Here is a 19,435-nt window from a genome sequence, read left to right on the forward strand (position 1 = left end):
GTATTATACTCCTTTTAGTTCTTTCATAACTTCTTTGAAAATGGCTTTAAACTGTTCGATTTCTTCATCCGTATTTTTTGCTCCGAAACTGATGCGAATGACACCTTCTTTAAAATGCGGATCCACTTTTAACGCTTCCACCACATGGCTTGTTTTCTTTTGTCTTGACGAACATGCGCTGGATGTGGAAACAATCACTCCCCGTTTTTGCAACGCATTAATGATGACTTCGCCCTTCAGATCCTTCACGCTAAAGGACACAATATGAGGAGCGCCTTCTTTTGAGGAAAGTATATAGATATGATTGCCGAAAGTCGTGAAATAATCAATGAGTTCATCACGCCATTTTGTAAATTTCGCCTGATGTTCTTGCAAACGTTCCACGGCAATACGGCAAGCTTTTGCCAATGCGACTGCCTGTGGGACAGCCACCGTTCCGCTTCTCAAACCAAATTCTTGTCCACCGCCGACAATCAAAGGGGCGATATTCAATTTTCTCTTGAACGCAATGAACCCGGTACCTTTCAGACCATGAATCTTATGGCCGGAAACCGTAATGATGTCCGGTCCGGCGTCTCCATTGAACTGGACATTCAATTTTCCAAAACTTTGCACTGCATCCACATGAAAGATGGCGCGGGAATGTTGTTGAATGATTTTTGCCGCTTCTTCAATCGGCTGAATGGCTCCCATCTCATTGTTGACATGCATCATCGTCACAAGCATCGTATCTTTGCGGAGCTTTTCCCGCAATTCATCCAAGGAAATGACCCCATGTTTGTCGACCGACAAATAATCCACTTCATACCCTTCATTTTCCAGTGATTTATAGGCTTCAAGCACGGAGGCATGTTCAATTTCCGTTGTAATGATATGTTTTCCGATATGCTTGTTGGCCTTTGCGACACCAAAAATGGCAAAGTTGTTTGATTCTGTACCACCGGAAGTGAATAAAATATGTTCGGGCTTTGTTTTTAAAATAGTTGCGATTTGGTTTCTTGCCGCTTCCAACAGTTCATTGACTTCCACACCAAAGGCATGGATGGAAGCCGGATTGGCATAATAGTTTTTGTTTACTTCAACAAATGTTTGTAACACTTCTTCGTAGGGTTGTGTTGTTGCACTGTTATCAAAATAAATCATCATTACCAACCTTCTATATACGGGATTTTCAAAAGAAAAGGTTGTACAGAAAGCGAATACTTTCCGGACAACCAACCATTTTAATACTGACTATTGAAAAATAAAAGAACAATAGGTACTTGAAAACGAAAGTTAATAGCAAAATGGTATCTCCCACGATACAACATTTTGATACTATTATACCCTTAAATCAGCATCTCTGCATAAATTATTGTTTCGTTTTTTCGAATACTTCTTCTTGCACAAGTTCTTCGATGCGCTTAATCGCTCCCGGTTCTGCAAGCTCCACGGCTTCCGCCGCCAATTCCAACGCTTTGATATAACGGAAATTGTGGAACGCTTCTTCCGCCTGAAGCAATAACTCATGAACGTTTGGATTGGAACGGTAACGATTGCCGTACTGGATAATCCGTTCAATCAACATCACGTTTTCAATCATTTCTTTTGCTTGTTTTTGCACATTTTGGATACATTTTTCCGCTTTATCCAAATTGCTGTTGACTAAATTCATATTTAATGGAACTTCTTGGAGGCTTTGCATGACAACAAATAATTGCTCTTCCGCTTCTTCCAGACGCGCATCCATTTCCTCCGGGATGCCGGGGATGTTTGCCTTGTGCAACATCCGATCGGTTTCCTGCAACATTTTTTTCAATGAATTCAATTTTGTTCGGGCTTTATTTTCATCAATGCGCAAATTCTTCAACCGGTTTGAAAACTCTTCTTGCACTTCCTGAATCCGTTCAATTTCATTGCTGATTTCCATCAATTCTTCCTGCAGGCTGGAGTATGCGGACTTTTCTTCCCTCACACGGGAAAGAAGCACTTCAAACCGCTTTTGGATCACTTCAAGCTGTTTTAGGCCGATTTTCGGAATCTCCGCTTCTTCCTTTGGCAGACGGTAACTGTTTTGGACATATTCCGCTTCCGTACTTACTTCCCTTGTTGCTTTCAATACTTCGTTCAATGTTTTGTATGCAAGGTCACAATTCTTGTCCACATAATCTTTAGCGTATACTTCTTTTTCAAGCAAATCATAGAAGTTGTCGATCTCATCATTGATTTCCTGGATTCTTTCCGCCACATGTGTAACGTTCAAATTCGCCAATTCTTCTTCCAGTTTCTTCAATTCTTCTTCAATTTGATCCAGGTGTTCAGTTAATTCCAGATGCTGCAAGTAATAGGACTGTTCTTCCATTTCCCGTTGACCGGTTCTCAACTCATGGATGGAAGCAGGGATTTTTGTTTGAATCTCTGTTAACAGTGCCGGAATTTCATTGATCAACTCATTCATTTTCTTCGACTTTTCACTCAGGTAAAGAACCGTCTCCCTGGCATTCAAATAATTTCCTTCTCCGGTCAGCTTATCATATTCTTCAAATTTCTGAGGAAATTCTTCGAGCATTTTTTCTAAATTGGCCAATGCTGGACCAAAAGAATATTGATGCGCAAGCAGAGTCTTGCGGGCGGAACGGTATTGTTCTTTCAATTGCTCCATTTCAATGCGGTTCTTTTCTTCACTGCCGATTAATTCGTCCAATTCGGATAAAATTTCGTTTTTGATTTGATCGCATCGATTTAAATAATCCTCGATGTCTTTTTCAACCACCGACGCTTTTTTGAATTTAAACCGATCTATGTATTCTTCCGCATCAAACAGCATGGAATCAATTTTGATGATGTCGACGTCCACCACTTCCGTCCACTTGTTGCGCCAACGTTCAAATAATTCTTCCGTCTGACCGTTCATATTTAAATTTTTTATTTTTGTCAACTCTTCAAAAATAGGATAATGTTGAATTTGCAATTTCTTTTTTTCCAGCCGCTCGATCTCGGCAGTATGTTTTTTCCGTATGACAAGCCCGACTATTAATAACGCTAATAGTACGATGATGATAAAGATGATATACTTCATCGTAAGCCTCCTATTCCACACTCACGCAAATTGGCTATATGTTATATAATATACCATGTTTTTGAACTTTTGTTTGAAAAAATAAAGTATTTAATAAAAGTTATTCATTTCTTCTTGATAAGGGGTTGAAAAAATGAAAAAAGACGGCCATATCCATACGCCCTTTTGTCCTCACGGTACAAAAGACCCATTGGAAAAATATATTGAAAAAGCAATTCAACACCGATTCACCGATATCACATTCACTGAACATGCACCGTTGCCCGAAAATTTTATTGACCCGACTCCCGAAAAAGACAGTGGAATGAAACCGGAATTATTATCCCCATACATAGAAACTTTGTCTGAATTAAAGGGGCGTTATAAAAACGATATCAACATTCACATCGGTTTGGAAGTGGATTATATCGTCGGTTATGAAGAAGAAACCAAAATGTTCCTCAATACGGTTGGGCCTTATCTTGATGATGCGATCCTGTCCGTCCATTTTTTGAAATTGAATGAGGAATATGTGTGCATCGATTATTCAGAAACGGAGTTCATGAAATTTGCGGAAAAAGCGGGAAGTGTCCAAGCCGTTTATGACTTGTATTATGATACGGTACTCCAATCAATGGAAGCCGATCTCGGGCAATACAAACCGCGCAGAATCGGGCATCCAACGCTCATCCATAAATTCCAGCATTTCCATAAGCAATCCATTGATGATGAAAGCCGGATCATTGCCATATTAAATAAAATGAAGGAATATGGTTATGAATTGGATGTCAATAGTGCCGGGTTGAGCAAAAAATTCTGTTTGGAACCGTACCCTCCATTTCCAATGATCGAATATGCAAAATCCATTGAAATTCCCCTTGTGTTCGGTTCGGATGCCCATTGTGTCGATGATTTGCATCAACATTATGAAAAAATTTTTCTATAAACAGGAGGCGAGGCGCTTATGTTTACGAGAATCGAATATAAAGGCACTTTAGAAGAACAATATAATCTGTTGTCCAAGCAGCTGGCGGCACTGCTTGAAGGGGAAGAAGATTTGATCGCCAATTTAAGCAATGCCAGTGCATTGTTAAACCAATTTTTAACCGATATCAATTGGGTCGGGTTTTATTTAATGAAAAACGGGGAACTCGTCCTTGGGCCATTCCAGGGATTGCCGGCCTGTGTGCGAATTCCGGTGGGCCGTGGCGTCTGCGGCACCGCGGTAGAAAAAGGGGAAACCATCGTGGTCGATGACGTCCACCAATTCCCTGGACATATCGCCTGTGATGCCCGCAGCAATTCAGAAATCGTCATCCCACTGGTGAAAAACGGGGAAATTATTGGCGTCCTTGATATTGACAGCCCATTGAAAAACCGTTTCAAACAGGAAGATCGACTTGGATTGGAAAAATTTGTCCAAACGTTAATCCGATACATTTAATGAAAGTCTCGTAGTATTTCTTTCCGCTTTCCCGGCCAACCAATTTTCAAGCGGGTAAACCAGATTTACTGATACAAAATTTAGCCAAATAAAAGTGCGAAATACCGCATCATTGTTAATGTTTTTCTCTTGACGGCACTAGAAAAACCATATACAATGGACATCGTGTAAAATAAAAGCAGCAGTTGTATAAACTTGTGGCTGTATTTTATTCCTCCAATAATCATTGGATTGTTGGATGGTGTATGAGTAACCCTAAAGGCTGCTAGGGCGAAAATACATGAAAATAAAATACACATAAGCTCGGGTACAACTGGTTTTTGTTTTACAACAAAAAAACCAAAAGGAGGAGACACAATGTCTCGTTATACAGGACCAACATGGAAAATTTCCCGTCGTCTTGGTATTTCACTAAGCGGCACTGGTAAGGAATTAGCAAGACGTCCTTACGCACCAGGTCAACATGGACCAACTCAACGCAAAAAATTGACTGAATATGGTCTACAACTTCAAGAAAAACAAAAACTTCGCCATATGTACGGCTTAAACGAACGCCAATTCAAAAACTTGTTCGTAAAAGCGGGTAAAATGAAAGGGGTTCATGGTGAAAACTTCATGATCCTTCTTGAATCTCGCTTGGACAACCTAGTATATCGTCTAGGTCTTGCCCGTACTCGCCGTGCAGCTCGTCAATTAGTAAACCATGGCCACGTGACAGTGGATGGTCAACGTGTTGATATTCCATCTTACACTGTAAAACCTGGTCAAGTGATTTCTCTTCGTGAAAAATCTAAAAACTTACAAATCGTGAACGAAGCGATTGAAGTAAACAACTTCGTACCAGAATACCTTTCTTTCGATCCAGAGAAAAAAGAAGGTACTTACGTTCGTTATCCAGAACGTTCCGAATTGCCGGCTGAAATCAACGAAGCGCTTATCGTTGAGTTCTACTCACGTTAATTTTAGCGGCTTTATCAAAAGAACCCTGGGACTTGCTACAAGTTCCAGGGGTTTTTTTATCGTTTTAAATTTTTGGGTAAACGCACTAATTCTGGTTGTATCCGCACTAAATGGATTAGCAAATGCACTAAATAAAGTGGCATCCGCACCAAACGGAGTGGCAAATGCACTAAATAAAGCTGCATCCGCACCAAACAGGATAACAAACGCACTAAATAAAGCTGCATCCGCACCAAACAGGATAACAAACGCACTAAATGAAGCTGCATCCGCACCAAACAGGATAACAAACGCACTAAATGAAGCTGCATCCGCACCAAACAGGATAACAAACGCACTAAATAAAGCTGCATCCGCACCAAACAGGATAACAAACGCACTAAATGAAGCTGCATCCGCACCAAACAGGATAACAAACGCACTAAATAAAGCTGCATCCGCACCAAACAGGATAACAAACGCACTAAATGAAGCTGCATCCGCACCAAACAGGATAACAAACGCACTAAATAAAGCTGCATCCGCACCAAACAGGATAACAAACGCACTAAATGAAGCGGATTTCCCTGCTCCCGATACTAATTAAAAAGAGTGAATGGAAATTTAACCCATTCACTCCTACCTTCTTATTTATCCAATAAATTTCACCATATGATATTTCTTTTTCCCGCGGCGGATGATCGTAAATTCATCGTCCAAACGGTCTTTGCCGCTCACAACATAATTCAAATCCGTCACTTTATCCCCATTGATGGAGATGGCTCCATTTGTAACGTCTTCCCTCGCCTGGCGTTTGGATGGAGAGATTTTTGCTTCCACCAATACATCGACAATATTTTTGTCTTCCTTCGCCATTTCCGCAGTCGGCACATCTTTGAAGGCATCGCGCATTTCGCTGGCGGACAAAGATTTTAAATCCCCGGAGAATAAAGCCTCTGTAATGCGTTTTGCCGTTTCAAGGGCTTCTTCTCCGTGAATGAGTCTTGTCATCTCTTCAGCCAACACTTTTTGCGCTTTGCGTAAATGCGGCTCGTTCTCCACGGACAACGCAAGTTCTTCAATTTCCTCTTTGCACAAGAACGTAAAGATTTTCAGATATTTCACCACATCGGCATCGGCAGTGTTGATCCAGAATTGATAGAACTCATATGGACTTGTTTTTTCAGGATCCAACCATACGGCGCCGCTTGCCGTTTTTCCGAATTTCGTACCATCCGCTTTTGTAATCAGCGGCATTGTGATGCCATAGGCTTTCGCTTCTTCATCGTGGGTTTTCCGGATGATTTCAAGACCAGTCGTAATGTTGCCCCATTGGTCGGAACCGCCCACTTGCAAACGGACACCATAATGATCGTATAAATGGTTAAAGTCGATGCCTTGCAATAACGTATAGGAGAATTCCGTGAATGAAATTCCTGTTTCGAGACGGGAAGCGATTGTATCCTTCGCCAACATGTAATTGATATTGATCAATTTCCCGTAATCCCTCAAAAAGTCAATGACATTCATTTGGCTGATCCAGTCATAGTTGTTGACCAAAATCGCGCTGTTTTCTTTATCTCCGAATTCAAAGATGCGCTCCATTTGTTTTTTAAGTCCGGCCACATTTTTCTCAATCTGTTCTTTCGAAAGCAAATTGCGTTCTGTGGATCTTCCGGATGGATCCCCGATCATTCCTGTAGCCCCGCCGACAAGCAGCACCGGTCTGTGGCCCGCCTGTTGGAATCTGCGCAATGTCAGCAATGGCACAATGTGGCCGATATGCATGGAATCGGCTGTTGGGTCCACCCCTACATACAATGAAATCTTTTCTTCATTTAGCAGCTTTTCCAATCCTTCTTCATCTGTTTGCTGATAAATCAATCCGCGCCACTTTAAATCTTCCAGTAAAGCATTTGCCATAATTGATTCCTCCTGCTTATTGTAATTATTCAAAAATAATGGGATAAATAGTGGATAGAGACCTATTGCAAAACACAATAAAAAAACTGCATGCAACCAATGCATGCAGGGACGCTCATCACGTGGTACCACCCGGCTTGGAGAAAATCTCCCACTCGTTGTTCCTTATCGCGGAAAACGTCCAAGCTCCGAGAACGTAATTCATGTTTTCATTATGACTGGCTTGCACCAACCGCCAGCTCTCTTAAACAGGGAATGAAAACACTACTGCAATCTCTTCGACGCTTGAAAACCATAAATATATATTCATGTTAAGCTTCATGAATTATTCTACCCGTTAAATTTTCTTTGTCAACAACTATATTCTGAGTATATGGAATTGTGCTATAATAAACAAGATTTTAGGGGGGACGTGTGTGAGAGAGAAGTTTCAACAGTTATTAAAAAAAATAATATACATTAATGAGAAAATCGAAACAATCGCCACATCAAACAATACAAGCAAATTGCGCATCACCCTTGGTGTCATTTGGAATCTCGGACTTGTCTTTTTCATTATTTTTCTGATTGGCTCCGTGTTTGTTTTTTCGATCGGATTAGGTTATTTTGCTTCCTTGGTGAAGGACGAGCCTCTTTATACAAAAGGGGAAATGAGGAAGCAGATCTACAACTATGAAGAAACGAGCGAAATGTATTTTGCGGGAAATGTTTACATAGGCAAAATCCGAACCGATTTGGAACGGGAAAAAACAACCCTTGATCAAGTATCACCCATTTTGATCAAAGCGGTGCTTGCAACGGAAGACGAATATTTTTACGATCATAACGGGATTGTTCCTAAAGCGGTGCTCCGCGGATTGATCCAGGATTTCACCAATTCATCCACTCAAACGGGCGGTTCGACTTTGACGCAACAGCTCATAAAAAACCAAATATTGACAAATGAAGTATCCTATGAACGGAAAGCGAGAGAATTGCTGCTTGCATTGCGTCTCGAGCATTTTATGACAAAGGATGAAATCTTGGAAGCTTATTTGAACATCATCCCTTATGGAAGAAATTCTTCAGGCCGTAATATTGCCGGAGTGGAAACGGCCGCCAAAGGAATTTTTGGGGTCAGTGCGAGTGAATTAAATTTACCGCAAGCTGCATACATAGCAGGAATTCCCCAGGCGCCATTTTCTTATACCCCTTTCACTCAAAAGGGGCAGCTAAAAAGTGAAGAAGGATTGCAGCCTGGAATCGAACGGATGAAAACCGTTTTATACCGGATGAAACAAGCGGGCTATATTACGGAAGCGGAATATGAAGAAGCCCTTGAATACGACATCACAAAAGATTTCAAAGAACCGGAATCCACAACGATCAAATATCCGTACTTGACTTTCGAAATCGAGCGGCGGGCCAAAGAAATCATGGCAAGAATTTCGGCGGAAAAAGACGGGATTGATCCTAAGCGACTTGACGAAGAAGAAAACCTGTATGAAAAATATATCATCCTTGCCGACCGCGATATCCGTTCCGGCGGCTACCGCATTTATACAACAATCGATAAAAATTTGTATGATGCAATGAACAATGCGGCAAAAGAATTCAAATATTATGGACACACGTTTACGAAAAAAGTGATTGATCCGGAGACAAATCAAGAAATGGAAGTTCCGGATCCGGTACAAGTGGGAAGTATATTGATTGAAAATAAAACGGGAAGGATTTTAAGTTTTGTTGGCGGCAGAGACTTTGAAATAACAGAGTTGAACCATGCGACACAAGCCTACCGTTCCAACGGTTCCACGATGAAACCGCTGCTCGTTTATGGCCCTGCCATTGAGTATGGATTAATCGGCGCAGGAAGCCCGGTTGTGGATGTGAAATTTAATTACAGAGGTTGGAAGCCGAAAAACTATATCCCTAACGAAGAACGGGGCATCATCCCGGCCCGTGAAGCATTGGCTTACTCCCAAAACTTGACAGCGATTCGCTTATACGATCAAATCATTGACAGAAGACCGGCTGAACTTTTGGCGAAAATGGGATTCTCGAAATTAACAAAAGGCGACTTTGAAAACCTTGCGGCCGCAATAGGCGCGATCGATGTCGGTACAACCGTGGAAGAAAACACGAACGCTTACGCCACTTTTGCCAATGGCGGAAAATTTATTGACGCTTATATGATTGAAAAAATTGAAGATGTCGATGGCAATGTCATCTACCAACACGCAGCAGAGCCGGTTCAAGTGTATTCTCCGGAAACATCCTATATCATCACGGATATGATGAGAGATGTGTTTGCATACGGTACTGGAGCCAAAGCCCGCTCCTCATTAAAATTCTCATCGGACTTCGCCGGAAAAACCGGGACATCCGAGAAATACCGGGACGTATGGCTCGTCGGCTACAATCCGAACATCTCGTTGGGAGTATGGTTAGGTTACGATAAACACAGAACGCTCTATCAATTTAATAATGTTTATTTCCAACCAAGTGTCCGTATCAATTTGCTATGGGCGACTTTGATGAATGCCGCTTACGATGCGAAGCCGGATCTGATCGCTTCAAAAGAGCGGTTCCAAAAACCGAAAGATGTCGTTTACGCATCATTCTGCGGCATTTCAGGGATGGCGCCTTCCAAGGCATGCAGCGATGCGGGACTCGTCCGCAGCGACCTGTTCATTCGAAGATTTGTCCCGTCTGCTATCGATAACAGTTTCGTGTCATCTGAAACAAGAACCGTCAATATTAATGGCGAAACCTATCTGGCATTGGATTCAACACCGCAAGAATTCACTTATCCTGCAAGCGGCATTTCGTTGAACCAGGATTTTATATCCAAAATGCTTGGCCGCTTGGGAGGAAATCCGGACAAACTTTTAGGAGAGTCAATTTTGAAAGTAACGAATACGAAAACATTTACCCCTGACCAAGCCGCTCCTCAGCCGGTCAGTGTGACAATCAATGGCAATGTATTGTCCTGGTCCCCTTCCGCTTCCAATGATGTGATCGGATACCGGGTTTACGACCTGACAGGCGGAAGCAGAAAACTGATTGCTTCAGTTAGAAGCGGAGAAAACCGGAGCATTGCTGTCGGCAATGGCCAATTCGGCGTCGCGGCTGTCGATATTACCGGATTGGAATCCTCCGTATCGATGGTTCAAACAGATGGGACTGTAGAGGAAAATCCTGTGGATGATGAAACGGAAAATCATGATCAAATGCCGATTGATAACGGAAATGAAAATGATGATGAAAATAACGGAAATCATCCGCAAATCAACCTGCCAAATAACCAACGGAATCAACAAAATAGACAATAAAAAATCAGCAGCACAAACTTTTCGTCTGTGCTGCTGATTTTTATTTCTCAAGTAATACTTTTTTCAAAATGGAAACCGCTTCATCGATTTCTTCATAACTTACAGTCAACGGTGGAAGCAATCGGATTACATTCGTGCCGGCAGGACAAACCAACAATCCGGCTTCTTCCAATTTTCCGATGTATTCCGCCACTTCATTTTCACTTTCCAATCCGAGAAGAAGCCCTTTCCCTTTAACTTTAAACTCGCCATGCGGGAATGCCGCTTTTAATTGTTCAACAAAATAGGCTGATTTCTTATTCACTTCTGCCAAAAATTCATCTTGGAACACAATGTCGATCACTTTTTGTGCAACAGCGACACCCAACGGATTTCCTCCAAAAGTTGTACCGTGGGATCCTGGACCAAACGTGTCAAACAATTCTTTTGTACCTAAAATGCCGCCGATTGGGAAACCGCCGCCAAGCCCTTTGGCCATGGACAAAATATCCGGTTTCAATGGCGTCTGTTCGTAGGCAAAACGGGTTCCCGTTCTTCCAATCCCCGTTTGAACTTCGTCGACAATTAATAAAACATCGCTGTTATCACAAATTTCCTGAATGGCCTTTGCAAACTCGTCCGTTACCGGATTGACGCCGCCTTCCCCTTGAATCACTTCAAGCATGATGGCCGCCACCGAATCGTCAACGGCATTTTTCAATGCTTCCACATCATTGAATGGCAAGTACGTGAATTTTTCCAACATTGGCCCAAAGCCTTTTTGGATTTTTTCTTGCCCTGTCGCACTCATTGAACCGAATGTGCGGCCGTGGAAGGATTGTTTAAAGGTGATGATATGATGTTTTCCCGTATGTTTTCTGGCAAGCTTGATCGCCGCTTCGTTTGCTTCCGCACCGCTATTGCAGAAGAATGCGTAAGAAAAATGCGTATCTTTCACCAATGATTCTGCGAGCTTTTCTTGACCAGGAACTTGGAATAAATTGCTCGTATGCCAAATTTTTTCGCTTTGTTCTTGAAGGGCTTTGACAAGTTCCGGATGTGCATGCCCTAATGATACAACAGCAATTCCGCTCGTAAAATCCAAATATTCTTTGCCGTTTTGGTCTTTTACAATGGTCCCTTTTCCTTCAACAAGGGCGATTGGTCTTCTTGCATAAGTATTGAATAGTGCACTCATTTCACTAACTCCTTGCTTGTTATTGTCGTACCCGTCAACGTATCGTCAACAATTTCCACTTTAGGAATGCCGGCATTCAATACCCGGATGGCGCCTTCCACTTTCGGTATCATACCGCCTGTAATCTCCCCTTCTTCAATCCATTGATGGATTTGTTCAGGCGTGGCTTGCTTTTGATACTCACCGCCAATCCGGATGCCGGATACATCCGTCACCAACAGCAGACGTTCAGCGCCTACCGCTAACGCAATTTCGCTTGCTACCGTATCACCGTTGATATTTAACCCCTGCCCCTCTTCGGAAGCACCAATGCAGCTGACAACCGGCACAATCTGATTGGCGGTGAGGATATCAATGATGTGGGTATTGATTTTTTTGATTTCTCCTACATATCCATAAGTTTCATAGTCTAATAGTTCACATTGGAGAAGATTCATATCAAACCCGTTTAAACCGATGGCATGGATGCCTGCCCGGTTCAAATCATGGACAAGCATTGGATTCACGAGGCCGACCAAAGTCGATTGAACGACTTCTATCGCCTCTTCGTTCGTCACCCGGATGCCATTGATTTTTTCGGTAGGGATTTCCCTCTTCTCCAGCTCCCGATTGATGGCGGGACCTCCACCGTGGGTAATGATCACTTCATACCCTTCTTCCTGGAGGGTTTTAAAATTGGAAAAGAACGCATCATTTAAGCCCTCTAATGTACTTCCCCCCAATTTGATGACGATTCGCTTATGAGCGGTAGCTTGCGTTGATTTGGACGTAGTCATACGTTAAATCGCACCCCCAAGCAAACCCGTGACCATCGCCTTGAGCCAAAGAAACATGAATTTTTACTTCATTGGCTTTTAAAATTTTGATCAATTCATCTTCATCAAATGGAATCGGTTCACCATTTTCAACCATCGTTTTATCGCCGATTTTGATGGTGATTTTCTCAGGATCGACCGTAGCCCCGCTGTAGCCGACAGCGGCGATGATACGGCCCCAGTTGGCGTCGCAACCAAATACCGCCGTTTTAACCAAAGGAGATCCTACAACCGTTTTGGCAATTTTGCGGGCTTCTTCATCTGAAACCGCCCCTTCCACTTCCACTTCGATGAGCTTCGTTGCCCCTTCTCCGTCGCGGGCAATTGCTTTAGCAAGGTCTTCTGCAACCATTTTCAATGTTTTATAGAAATTGTTCCAATCCGGATGTTCCGGAGTCAGCGGATTATTTCCCGCCATTCCATTCGCCAATACCAATACCATATCGTTTGTCGATGTATCGCCATCAACCGTGATACAATTGAAAGTCAAATCTGTAATTTCAGACAATGCTTTTTGCAATACATCGGATTCAATATTGGCGTCCGTCGTAATAAAGGCAAGCATTGTCGCCATATTCGGTTCGATCATCCCTGAACCTTTCGCCGTTCCTGAAATGATGACCTCTTTTCCATCGATGATTGTGGAATAAGTCGTATTTTTCATCACCGTATCCGTCGTTAAAATCGCTTGGGCAAAATCAATCCCATTTTCAAGCTTGCTGCCGAGCTCAATCTTTTTTACACCTTCGCGGATGCGGTCCATTTTCATCAGTTCTCCAATGACACCTGTTGAAGATACGCCCACAAGTTTGGAGTCGATGCCCAATTTTTCCGCAATCAATTTTTGCATTTCGTAGGCATCAAGCAGCCCTTGTTTTCCTGTGCAAGCATTGGCGTTTCCTGAGTTTACAATCACCGCCTGCATTTTTTTCGTTTCATAAACCACTTCTTTTGTCACTTTAATCGGAGCCGCTTGCACTTTATTTGTTGTAAAAACTCCGGCGACACTTGCAGGCACTTCGCTGTATAAAACGGCCAAGTCCTTTTTCTTATGTTTGATGCCGCAGTGGATTCCCGCAGCTTTAAATCCTTTCGGGGATACAATATTCTTGCTCGATAATTTCATTTCTACAATTGATGACATCATTAAAATCCTCCATTTCTCCCGTAACCGGCTATTTAAATAAACAATGGTACAACGTCTAACCCAACCGTCTGCGGATAGCCCAATTGAACGTTCATATTTTGAATCGCTTGGCCGGCCGCACCTTTTACTAAATTGTCAATGACACTGACGATTGTAGCCCGATTTGTCCGCTCATCAATTTTGGCGAACACATCACAGTAGTTTGAACCTTTTACCCGGCTCGTGCCGATCGTATTCGCATCCGTAATGACGCGGACGAACGGATGGCGTTTATAGGTTTCCAGGTAACATTCAATCAAATCTTTCGTTGTCACCCCATCTGCCACCGGTGCATAGGAAGTGGCCAAAATTCCCCTTGTCATCGGCACAAGATGGGTATTGAAAGTGATCGTCGCCTTCACGTTTGTAAATATTTCAATGGCTTGCTCAATTTCAGGGATATGTTGATGTTCGTTGATTTTATATATTGAGAAGTTTTCATTTGTTTCACTGAAATGAGTCATTTTTGTCGGCTTGTTTCCCGCACCGGAAACACCGCTTTTTGCATCAACTACTAAAAAGGATGGATCGATTAAACCTTCTTTGATTAAAGGAAGGACGGATAATAACACTGCAGTCGGGTAACATCCGGGGTTCGCGATCAACGGAGCTTCTTTAATATTCTCTTCATTCCACTCCGTCAAACCATAGACGCTTTTGTCCACTATTTCCTGTGGAGCAGGCTCTTTTTTATACCATTTTTCATAATCCTGTAGATTTTTCAACCGATAATCTCCGGATAAGTCGATGATTTTCGGGCCTTTTCCCACAAGCGGCGGCAACAGCTTGCTTGTCACTCCACTAGGCGTGCTCGTAAACACCACATCATAGTTCATCAACGTCTCATAATCTATTTTTTGTAGGGGCACATCTTGTATATTCAATAAATGACCAAATTTGGATGAAAAAATGACTCCCTCATCAGAAGACGTAAATAAATCCATCTGTTTTACTTCTGGATGGTTGTGTAAAAATCGGATCAATTCCAATCCACCGTATCCAGTAGCTCCAATGATTCCAACTTTCAACGCAGTCACCTCTTCCGTAAGATATTGTTAGTATAAACTTGTATAAATATAAAGTCAAATGTATGTTTATATATTTTTTTAAAACTTTCACTAAATAAAAAACGAAGGATATTCATTTGTTGAAAAATGAATTATCCTTCGGTGGATGTATAATTATTATCTTGCTCAACAAATCACATGGTGGATGGAGTAAGATTAATCATCTTCCATTGTGGATAAGTCGCCGGTTGGAAGATTCAACTCCCAAGCTTTTAACACGCGGCGCATAATTTTACCGCTTCGTGTTTTTGGAAGCTTATCCTTAAATTCAATTTCTCTAGGTGCTGCATGGGCAGCTAAGCCAGTTTTTACAAATTGGCGAATATCTTCTTTTAATTCTTCTGTCGGCTCTACCCCAGGTCTCAATACAATAAAGGCTTTGATGATTTCGCCACGAACCGGATCCGGTTTACCGATAACACCCGCTTCAACAACATCCGGATGTTCGATCAATTTGCTTTCCACTTCAAACGGACCTACCCGTTCACCGGCTGTCATGATTACATCGTCAACACGACCTTGGAACCAGAAATATCCGTCTTCATCTTTATATGCGGAATCTCCGGAAACATACCAAGTATCTTTTAAGAAATATTGTTGGTAACGCTCCGGATTTTTCCAAATGGCCCTCATCATGGATGGCCAGCCTTTGCGGATCGCCAAATTCCCCATCGTATATGGTGGCAATTCATTTCCTTCATCATCAACAATCGTTGCATAAACACCAGGAATCGGTTTACCCATTGAACCCGGTTTGATTTCCATGCAAGGATAGTTGCAAATCATGTGTCCACCAGTTTCTGTCATCCACCAAGTATCGTGAATACGATGTCCCAATTCTTTCATTCCCCAGCGAATTACTTCAGGGTTCAAAGGTTCCCCTACTGACAGTACATGTCGCAATGATGACAAATCAAATTGTTTTAAGGCCGCTGTACCGGCACCCATCAACATTCTGAAGGCAGTTGGTGCACTATACCAAACGGTAACACCATATTCTTCAATGGCACCGTACCATCTTTCAGGACTGAAACGTCCGCCGATAATGACATTTGTCACTCCATTCAACCATGGACCGAAAATACCGTAAGCTGTTCCTGTTACCCATCCTGGGTCAGCTGTACACCAGTAAATGTCATCATCATGCAAATCCAATACCCAACGGGCAGTTTGATAGTGTTGAATCATTGCATTGTGGACATGCAATACTCCTTTTGGAGCGCCCGTTGATCCGGATGTATAATGTAAAAGCATTCCGTCTTCCCGATCAACCCAAACGATGTCGAAATCCCCGGATGCTTCTTCCAATCTTTTATTAAAATCTACAATCTTCTCATTTTCTTCCACTTGATCCCCGACAATAAACACTTTTTCTAAATGAGGCAGACGATCCAACGGCACCCGGTTCAATAATTCAGGTGTAGTTACAAGCGCCTTTGCCTCACTGTTTGATAGTCTGTCATACACCGCTCCTTCCATGAATGCTTCAAAGAGCGGACCTACAATCAAACCGCATTTCAATGCTCCCAAAAGCGCAAAGTACAACTCCGGAGATCTTGGCATAAAGATAAATAAGCGATCCCCTTTTTCAAGATTTGCATATTGTTTGAATACATTGGCAGCTTTGTTCGTCATGCGCTTCATATCATCGAATGTGTATGACTCTTTACGATCCCCGTTACTAAAATAAAGAGCCACTTTGTCTTTTCGATCTGATTCGGCATGACGATCGATCGCTTCATAAGCAGCATTTACTTTCCCCGTCTCATACCAAGTAAATGCCTTTTCAACTTCCTTCCAGTCGAAATTAGCGTAAGTTTCTTCATAATTCTTTAAATGATAATCCCCTGGTACAACTGCTAATTTCTCAGTCGTTTTCATCCCCATTAAATATCCCCTTTCTTTCTATGATATTTTACATTTTACAATGAATTATTATAATTAGCAAAATATTTTTAAGATTTAATGAATTTCTTTGTTTTTCGTAAAATTTCTGCTTTTGTACGCGTATTTTATCATATAATGTAATTAATAGATAACGGGGGTGAAGTTGATTGCTACATAAAAAAAGTTATCATTGTGCAAATATGGAAACGCCTCATGGCATTGTGACAGTCGAAGGGCCATTGCCGCCTGAAACGTTAGAAAAATTTGAATTTCATGAAAATTTAACATCTTTCCGTCCTCCAGAACAGCAAAAAAAGGCTTTGGTGGATATTGCCGGATTAGATGAAGGGAGAATTATTGTCGCCCGCAATAATAATACGATTATCGGCTACGTAACTTATTTATATCCTGACCCCCTGGAAAGATGGTCGGAAGATAAAATAGAAAATGTGCTGGAATTGGGCGCGATAGAAGTGATACCATCATATCGTGGAACCGGGGTTGGAAAGAAGTTGTTGGAAGTTTCTTTTATGGCGGATGAGATGGAAGATTATTTAATTTTTACAACGGAATATTATTGGCATTGGGATTTGAAAGGTACCGGGCTGAATGTATGGGAATATCGGCGAATGATGGAAGGTCTGATGAAAACGGTCGGGTTCGAATATTGCGCAACCGATGATCCGGAAATTACATCACACCCTGCCAATTGTTTGATGGTACGCATCGGCGAACGTGTGAATAATGAAACCATCACGCGTTTTGACAGGTTGCGTTTCAAATATCGGTACATGTATTGAAAAGGGGGACAAACACATGATCGTCGAACAAATCATGGAAAAAGAGGTGTACACGCTAACACCGAAGGATACTTTAAATGATGCCCTGAAATTGATGAGAGAAAAAAATATCCGCCACATTCCCATCGTGGATGAGGAAGAGAATATCGTGGGACTTATCACTTCCCACGACGTGAAAAATGCATTGCCTTCCTGTTTGAAAGAAGAAAACAATTCCGCCATTTACGATACACCGATCGAACAATTTATGGTGAAGGATATCATTGTGGGCCATCCCTTGGATTTTGTAGAGGATGTTGCATTAACCTTTTATGAATCAAAAATCAGCTGTTTGCCAATCGTATCCGGAGGGAAGCTGGTCGGGATCGTCACAACAACCGACTTGTTGACGGCTTACATTGAACTTACCGGAGCACATCAGCCTTCCTCCAAAATTGATATCCGGCTGAAAGATAAAGTGGGTACATTGGCGGATGTATTGACTTTATTTAAAAAACATCATGCCAATGTATTGAGCATTCTCGTCTTTCCTGATACGGAAAACGAAAACAGCCGCATCATTTCGATCCGTGTCCGGATGATGAATCCATTGCCAATCATCAAAGATTTGCGCAACAATGATTTTGAAGTGTTATGGCCCAATTTGCCAGGGGTGAATTTATGAAAAACGCAGTATTTGTATATTCACCGGATCAACTGAGCTACAAATTTTCTGAAAGCCATCCATTTAATCATAAGCGCTTAATATTGACAATGGATTTGTTGAAAAACATTGGCGCACTTTCTGATGAAGACATCGTTCCGGCAAGGGTTGCAACGGAAGAGGAAATCGCATTGGTCCACGATCCAAGTTACATCGACATCGTAAAAAAAGCGGGACAAGGTCTTCTAACCCCTGAACAGACGGAACCATACGGCATCGGAACCGAAGATACACCGATTTTTCCCAACATGCATGAAGCGAGCTGCTTGCTGGTGGGTGGCACATTGCAAGCAGTCGATTATGTCATGCAGGGAAAAAGCAGACATGCTTTAAATCTCGGCGGCGGGTTGCATCATGGTTTCCGCGGACGGGCAAGCGGATTTTGCATCTATAACGATAGTTCCATCGCGATCCGTTACATCCAGGAAAAATACCATGCCCGCGTCCTCTATGTAGATACCGATGCCCATCATGGCGACGGTGTGCAATGGACCTTTTATGATGACCCAAGCGTCTGCACCTTCTCCATTCACGAAACCGGTAGATATCTTTTTCCGGGCACGGGAAACATCAGTGAAAGAGGAAATGGACAAGGCTATGGAACATCTTTCAACTTCCCGCTGGAAGCCTTTACGGAAGATGACAGTTTCCTCTTGATCTATGAACAAGCCTTGAGAGAAGTCATTGATTATTTTAAACCGGATGTACTCTTTACCCAAAATGGAGCGGATGCCCATTATTTTGATCCATTGACCCATCTGAACGCTTCCATGAAAATATATCGGGAAATCCCCAAACTTGCCCACGAATTGGCCCATGAATATTGTGATGGACGATGGATCGCTGTCGGCGGCGGAGGATATGATATGTGGCGGGTTGTGCCAAGAGCATGGTCAATGATTTGGCTCGAGATGAATGATCTTCCGATTCCAACAGGAAAGCTTCCCGAAGAATGGTTGGACAAATGGCAAAAAGAAGCGCCGGTGCCGCTCATCCCGACATGGGAAGATCCAAACCCATTGTTCGAACCGATTCCACGGAAAGCGGAAATTGAAGAAAAAAATGCGCAAATGCTCACAAAAGCTTTAAATATTATCCGCTCTGAAAAAAACAGCGGCCTATAAAGAAAAAGTGTAGACAAAA

At 42.3% G+C, this 19,435-nt stretch carries 16 protein-coding genes; 8 read left to right on the forward strand and 8 right to left on the reverse strand.

The annotated features are described in order from the left end of the window. Positions 1 to 3 precede the first annotated feature (3 nt). Positions 4 to 1,143: a cysteine desulfurase family protein gene (locus NST13_RS06220; protein WP_342471270.1), complete on the reverse strand. Its 1,140-nt coding sequence runs from the start codon at positions 1,141 to 1,143 to the stop codon at positions 4 to 6. Between the two features lie 208 nt (positions 1,144 to 1,351). Beyond that, a complete protein-coding gene (gene ezrA, locus NST13_RS06225; RefSeq protein WP_342468917.1) occupies positions 1,352 to 3,058 on the reverse strand; it encodes a septation ring formation regulator EzrA in 1,707 nt (568 codons plus the stop codon). A 133-nt stretch (positions 3,059 to 3,191) separates the two neighbouring features. Here ezrA and hisJ point away from each other — a divergent pair, with 133 nt between their 5' ends. From hisJ to NST13_RS06245, 4 genes are all read left to right on the forward strand, one after another. After that, positions 3,192 to 3,983, forward strand: a complete 792-nt coding sequence (gene hisJ, locus NST13_RS06230; RefSeq protein ID WP_342581656.1) for a histidinol-phosphatase HisJ — start codon at positions 3,192 to 3,194, stop codon at positions 3,981 to 3,983. Positions 3,984 to 4,001: 18 nt separating this feature from the next. Next, a complete protein-coding gene (locus NST13_RS06235) occupies positions 4,002 to 4,481 on the forward strand; it encodes a GAF domain-containing protein (RefSeq protein WP_342581657.1) in 480 nt (159 codons plus the stop codon). Between the two features lie 357 nt (positions 4,482 to 4,838). Beyond that, on the forward strand, positions 4,839 to 5,441 hold the full coding sequence (rpsD, locus tag NST13_RS06240; RefSeq protein ID WP_342468914.1) for a 30S ribosomal protein S4: 603 nt from the start codon (positions 4,839 to 4,841) through the stop codon (positions 5,439 to 5,441). Beyond that, entirely contained in the window at positions 5,422 to 6,027 is a 606-nt protein-coding gene (locus NST13_RS06245) for a hypothetical protein (RefSeq protein WP_342581658.1), read from the forward strand. Before rpsD ends, NST13_RS06245 begins: the two co-directional genes overlap by 20 nt. Before the next feature lie 44 nt (positions 6,028 to 6,071). Here the strand turns inward: NST13_RS06245 and tyrS are convergent, their stop codons facing one another. Next, the gene (gene tyrS, locus NST13_RS06250) at positions 6,072 to 7,343 is read right to left on the reverse strand and encodes a tyrosine--tRNA ligase (RefSeq protein ID WP_342468912.1); all 1,272 of its coding nucleotides are present in this window, start codon (positions 7,341 to 7,343) and stop codon (positions 6,072 to 6,074) included. 416 nt (positions 7,344 to 7,759) lie between these two features. Between tyrS and NST13_RS06255 the strand changes: the two genes are divergently transcribed. After that, on the forward strand, positions 7,760 to 10,657 hold the full coding sequence (locus NST13_RS06255) for a transglycosylase domain-containing protein (protein ID WP_342581659.1): 2,898 nt from the start codon (positions 7,760 to 7,762) through the stop codon (positions 10,655 to 10,657). A 40-nt stretch (positions 10,658 to 10,697) separates the two neighbouring features. Here the strand turns inward: NST13_RS06255 and NST13_RS06260 are convergent, their stop codons facing one another. The 5 genes from NST13_RS06260 to acsA all read right to left on the reverse strand — a co-directional run bounded on the left by NST13_RS06260 (position 10,698) and on the right by acsA (position 16,783). Then, on the reverse strand, positions 10,698 to 11,834 hold the full coding sequence (locus NST13_RS06260; protein ID WP_342468910.1) for an acetylornithine transaminase: 1,137 nt from the start codon (positions 11,832 to 11,834) through the stop codon (positions 10,698 to 10,700). Continuing rightward, positions 11,831 to 12,610 carry an acetylglutamate kinase gene (gene argB / locus NST13_RS06265; protein WP_342581660.1) on the reverse strand — a complete coding sequence of 260 codons (780 nt, stop codon included), beginning with the start codon at positions 12,608 to 12,610 and terminating at the stop codon, positions 11,831 to 11,833. The genes NST13_RS06260 and argB overlap by 4 nt, the downstream gene beginning before the upstream one ends. Next, complete coding sequence (gene argJ, locus NST13_RS06270) at positions 12,573 to 13,793, reverse strand: bifunctional ornithine acetyltransferase/N-acetylglutamate synthase (protein ID WP_342468908.1); 1,221 nt, start codon at positions 13,791 to 13,793, stop codon at positions 12,573 to 12,575. The genes argB and argJ overlap by 38 nt, the downstream gene beginning before the upstream one ends. A gap of 35 nt (positions 13,794 to 13,828) precedes the next feature. Continuing rightward, the gene (argC, locus tag NST13_RS06275) at positions 13,829 to 14,863 is read right to left on the reverse strand and encodes an N-acetyl-gamma-glutamyl-phosphate reductase (RefSeq protein ID WP_342468907.1); all 1,035 of its coding nucleotides are present in this window, start codon (positions 14,861 to 14,863) and stop codon (positions 13,829 to 13,831) included. Positions 14,864 to 15,058: 195 nt separating this feature from the next. Then, entirely contained in the window at positions 15,059 to 16,783 is a 1,725-nt protein-coding gene (gene acsA, locus NST13_RS06280) for an acetate--CoA ligase (protein WP_342581821.1), read from the reverse strand. 173 nt (positions 16,784 to 16,956) lie between these two features. Between acsA and NST13_RS06285 the strand changes: the two genes are divergently transcribed. Genes NST13_RS06285 through NST13_RS06295 form a run of 3 tightly spaced genes read left to right on the forward strand, consistent with a single transcriptional unit; the run spans position 16,957 to position 19,416 of the window. Continuing rightward, complete coding sequence (locus NST13_RS06285; RefSeq protein WP_342581661.1) at positions 16,957 to 17,589, forward strand: GNAT family N-acetyltransferase; 633 nt, start codon at positions 16,957 to 16,959, stop codon at positions 17,587 to 17,589. Between the two features lie 16 nt (positions 17,590 to 17,605). Beyond that, a complete protein-coding gene (locus tag NST13_RS06290) occupies positions 17,606 to 18,253 on the forward strand; it encodes an acetoin utilization AcuB family protein (RefSeq protein WP_342468905.1) in 648 nt (215 codons plus the stop codon). Beyond that, positions 18,250 to 19,416 carry an acetoin utilization protein AcuC gene (locus tag NST13_RS06295; protein WP_342468904.1) on the forward strand — a complete coding sequence of 389 codons (1,167 nt, stop codon included), beginning with the start codon at positions 18,250 to 18,252 and terminating at the stop codon, positions 19,414 to 19,416. The genes NST13_RS06290 and NST13_RS06295 overlap by 4 nt, the downstream gene beginning before the upstream one ends. Positions 19,417 to 19,435: the final 19 nt, after the last annotated feature.

Origin of the sequence: Ureibacillus sp. FSL W7-1570, from assembly GCF_038593265.1 — a bacterium.
GTDB classification, from domain to species: domain Bacteria; phylum Bacillota; class Bacilli; order Bacillales_A; family Planococcaceae; genus Ureibacillus; species Ureibacillus suwonensis.

Bases quoted from the DNA above. Each gene is read 5' to 3' on its own strand.
- NST13_RS06220 (WP_342471270.1), bottom strand. From the start codon at position 1,143: ATGATTTATTTTGATAACAGTGCAACAACACAACCCTACGAAGAAGTG.
- ezrA (WP_342468917.1), bottom strand. From the start codon at position 3,058: ATGAAGTATATCATCTTTATCATCATCGTACTATTAGCGTTATTAATA.
- hisJ (WP_342581656.1), top strand. From the start codon at position 3,192: ATGAAAAAAGACGGCCATATCCATACGCCCTTTTGTCCTCACGGTACA.
- NST13_RS06235 (WP_342581657.1), top strand. From the start codon at position 4,002: ATGTTTACGAGAATCGAATATAAAGGCACTTTAGAAGAACAATATAAT.
- rpsD (WP_342468914.1), top strand. From the start codon at position 4,839: ATGTCTCGTTATACAGGACCAACATGGAAAATTTCCCGTCGTCTTGGT.
- tyrS (WP_342468912.1), bottom strand. From the start codon at position 7,343: ATGGCAAATGCTTTACTGGAAGATTTAAAGTGGCGCGGATTGATTTAT.
- NST13_RS06260 (WP_342468910.1), bottom strand. From the start codon at position 11,834: ATGAGTGCACTATTCAATACTTATGCAAGAAGACCAATCGCCCTTGTT.
- argB (WP_342581660.1), bottom strand. From the start codon at position 12,610: ATGACTACGTCCAAATCAACGCAAGCTACCGCTCATAAGCGAATCGTC.
- argJ (WP_342468908.1), bottom strand. From the start codon at position 13,793: ATGTCATCAATTGTAGAAATGAAATTATCGAGCAAGAATATTGTATCC.
- acsA (WP_342581821.1), bottom strand. From the start codon at position 16,783: ATGAAAACGACTGAGAAATTAGCAGTTGTACCAGGGGATTATCATTTA.
- NST13_RS06290 (WP_342468905.1), top strand. From the start codon at position 17,606: ATGATCGTCGAACAAATCATGGAAAAAGAGGTGTACACGCTAACACCG.
- NST13_RS06295 (WP_342468904.1), top strand. From the start codon at position 18,250: ATGAAAAACGCAGTATTTGTATATTCACCGGATCAACTGAGCTACAAA.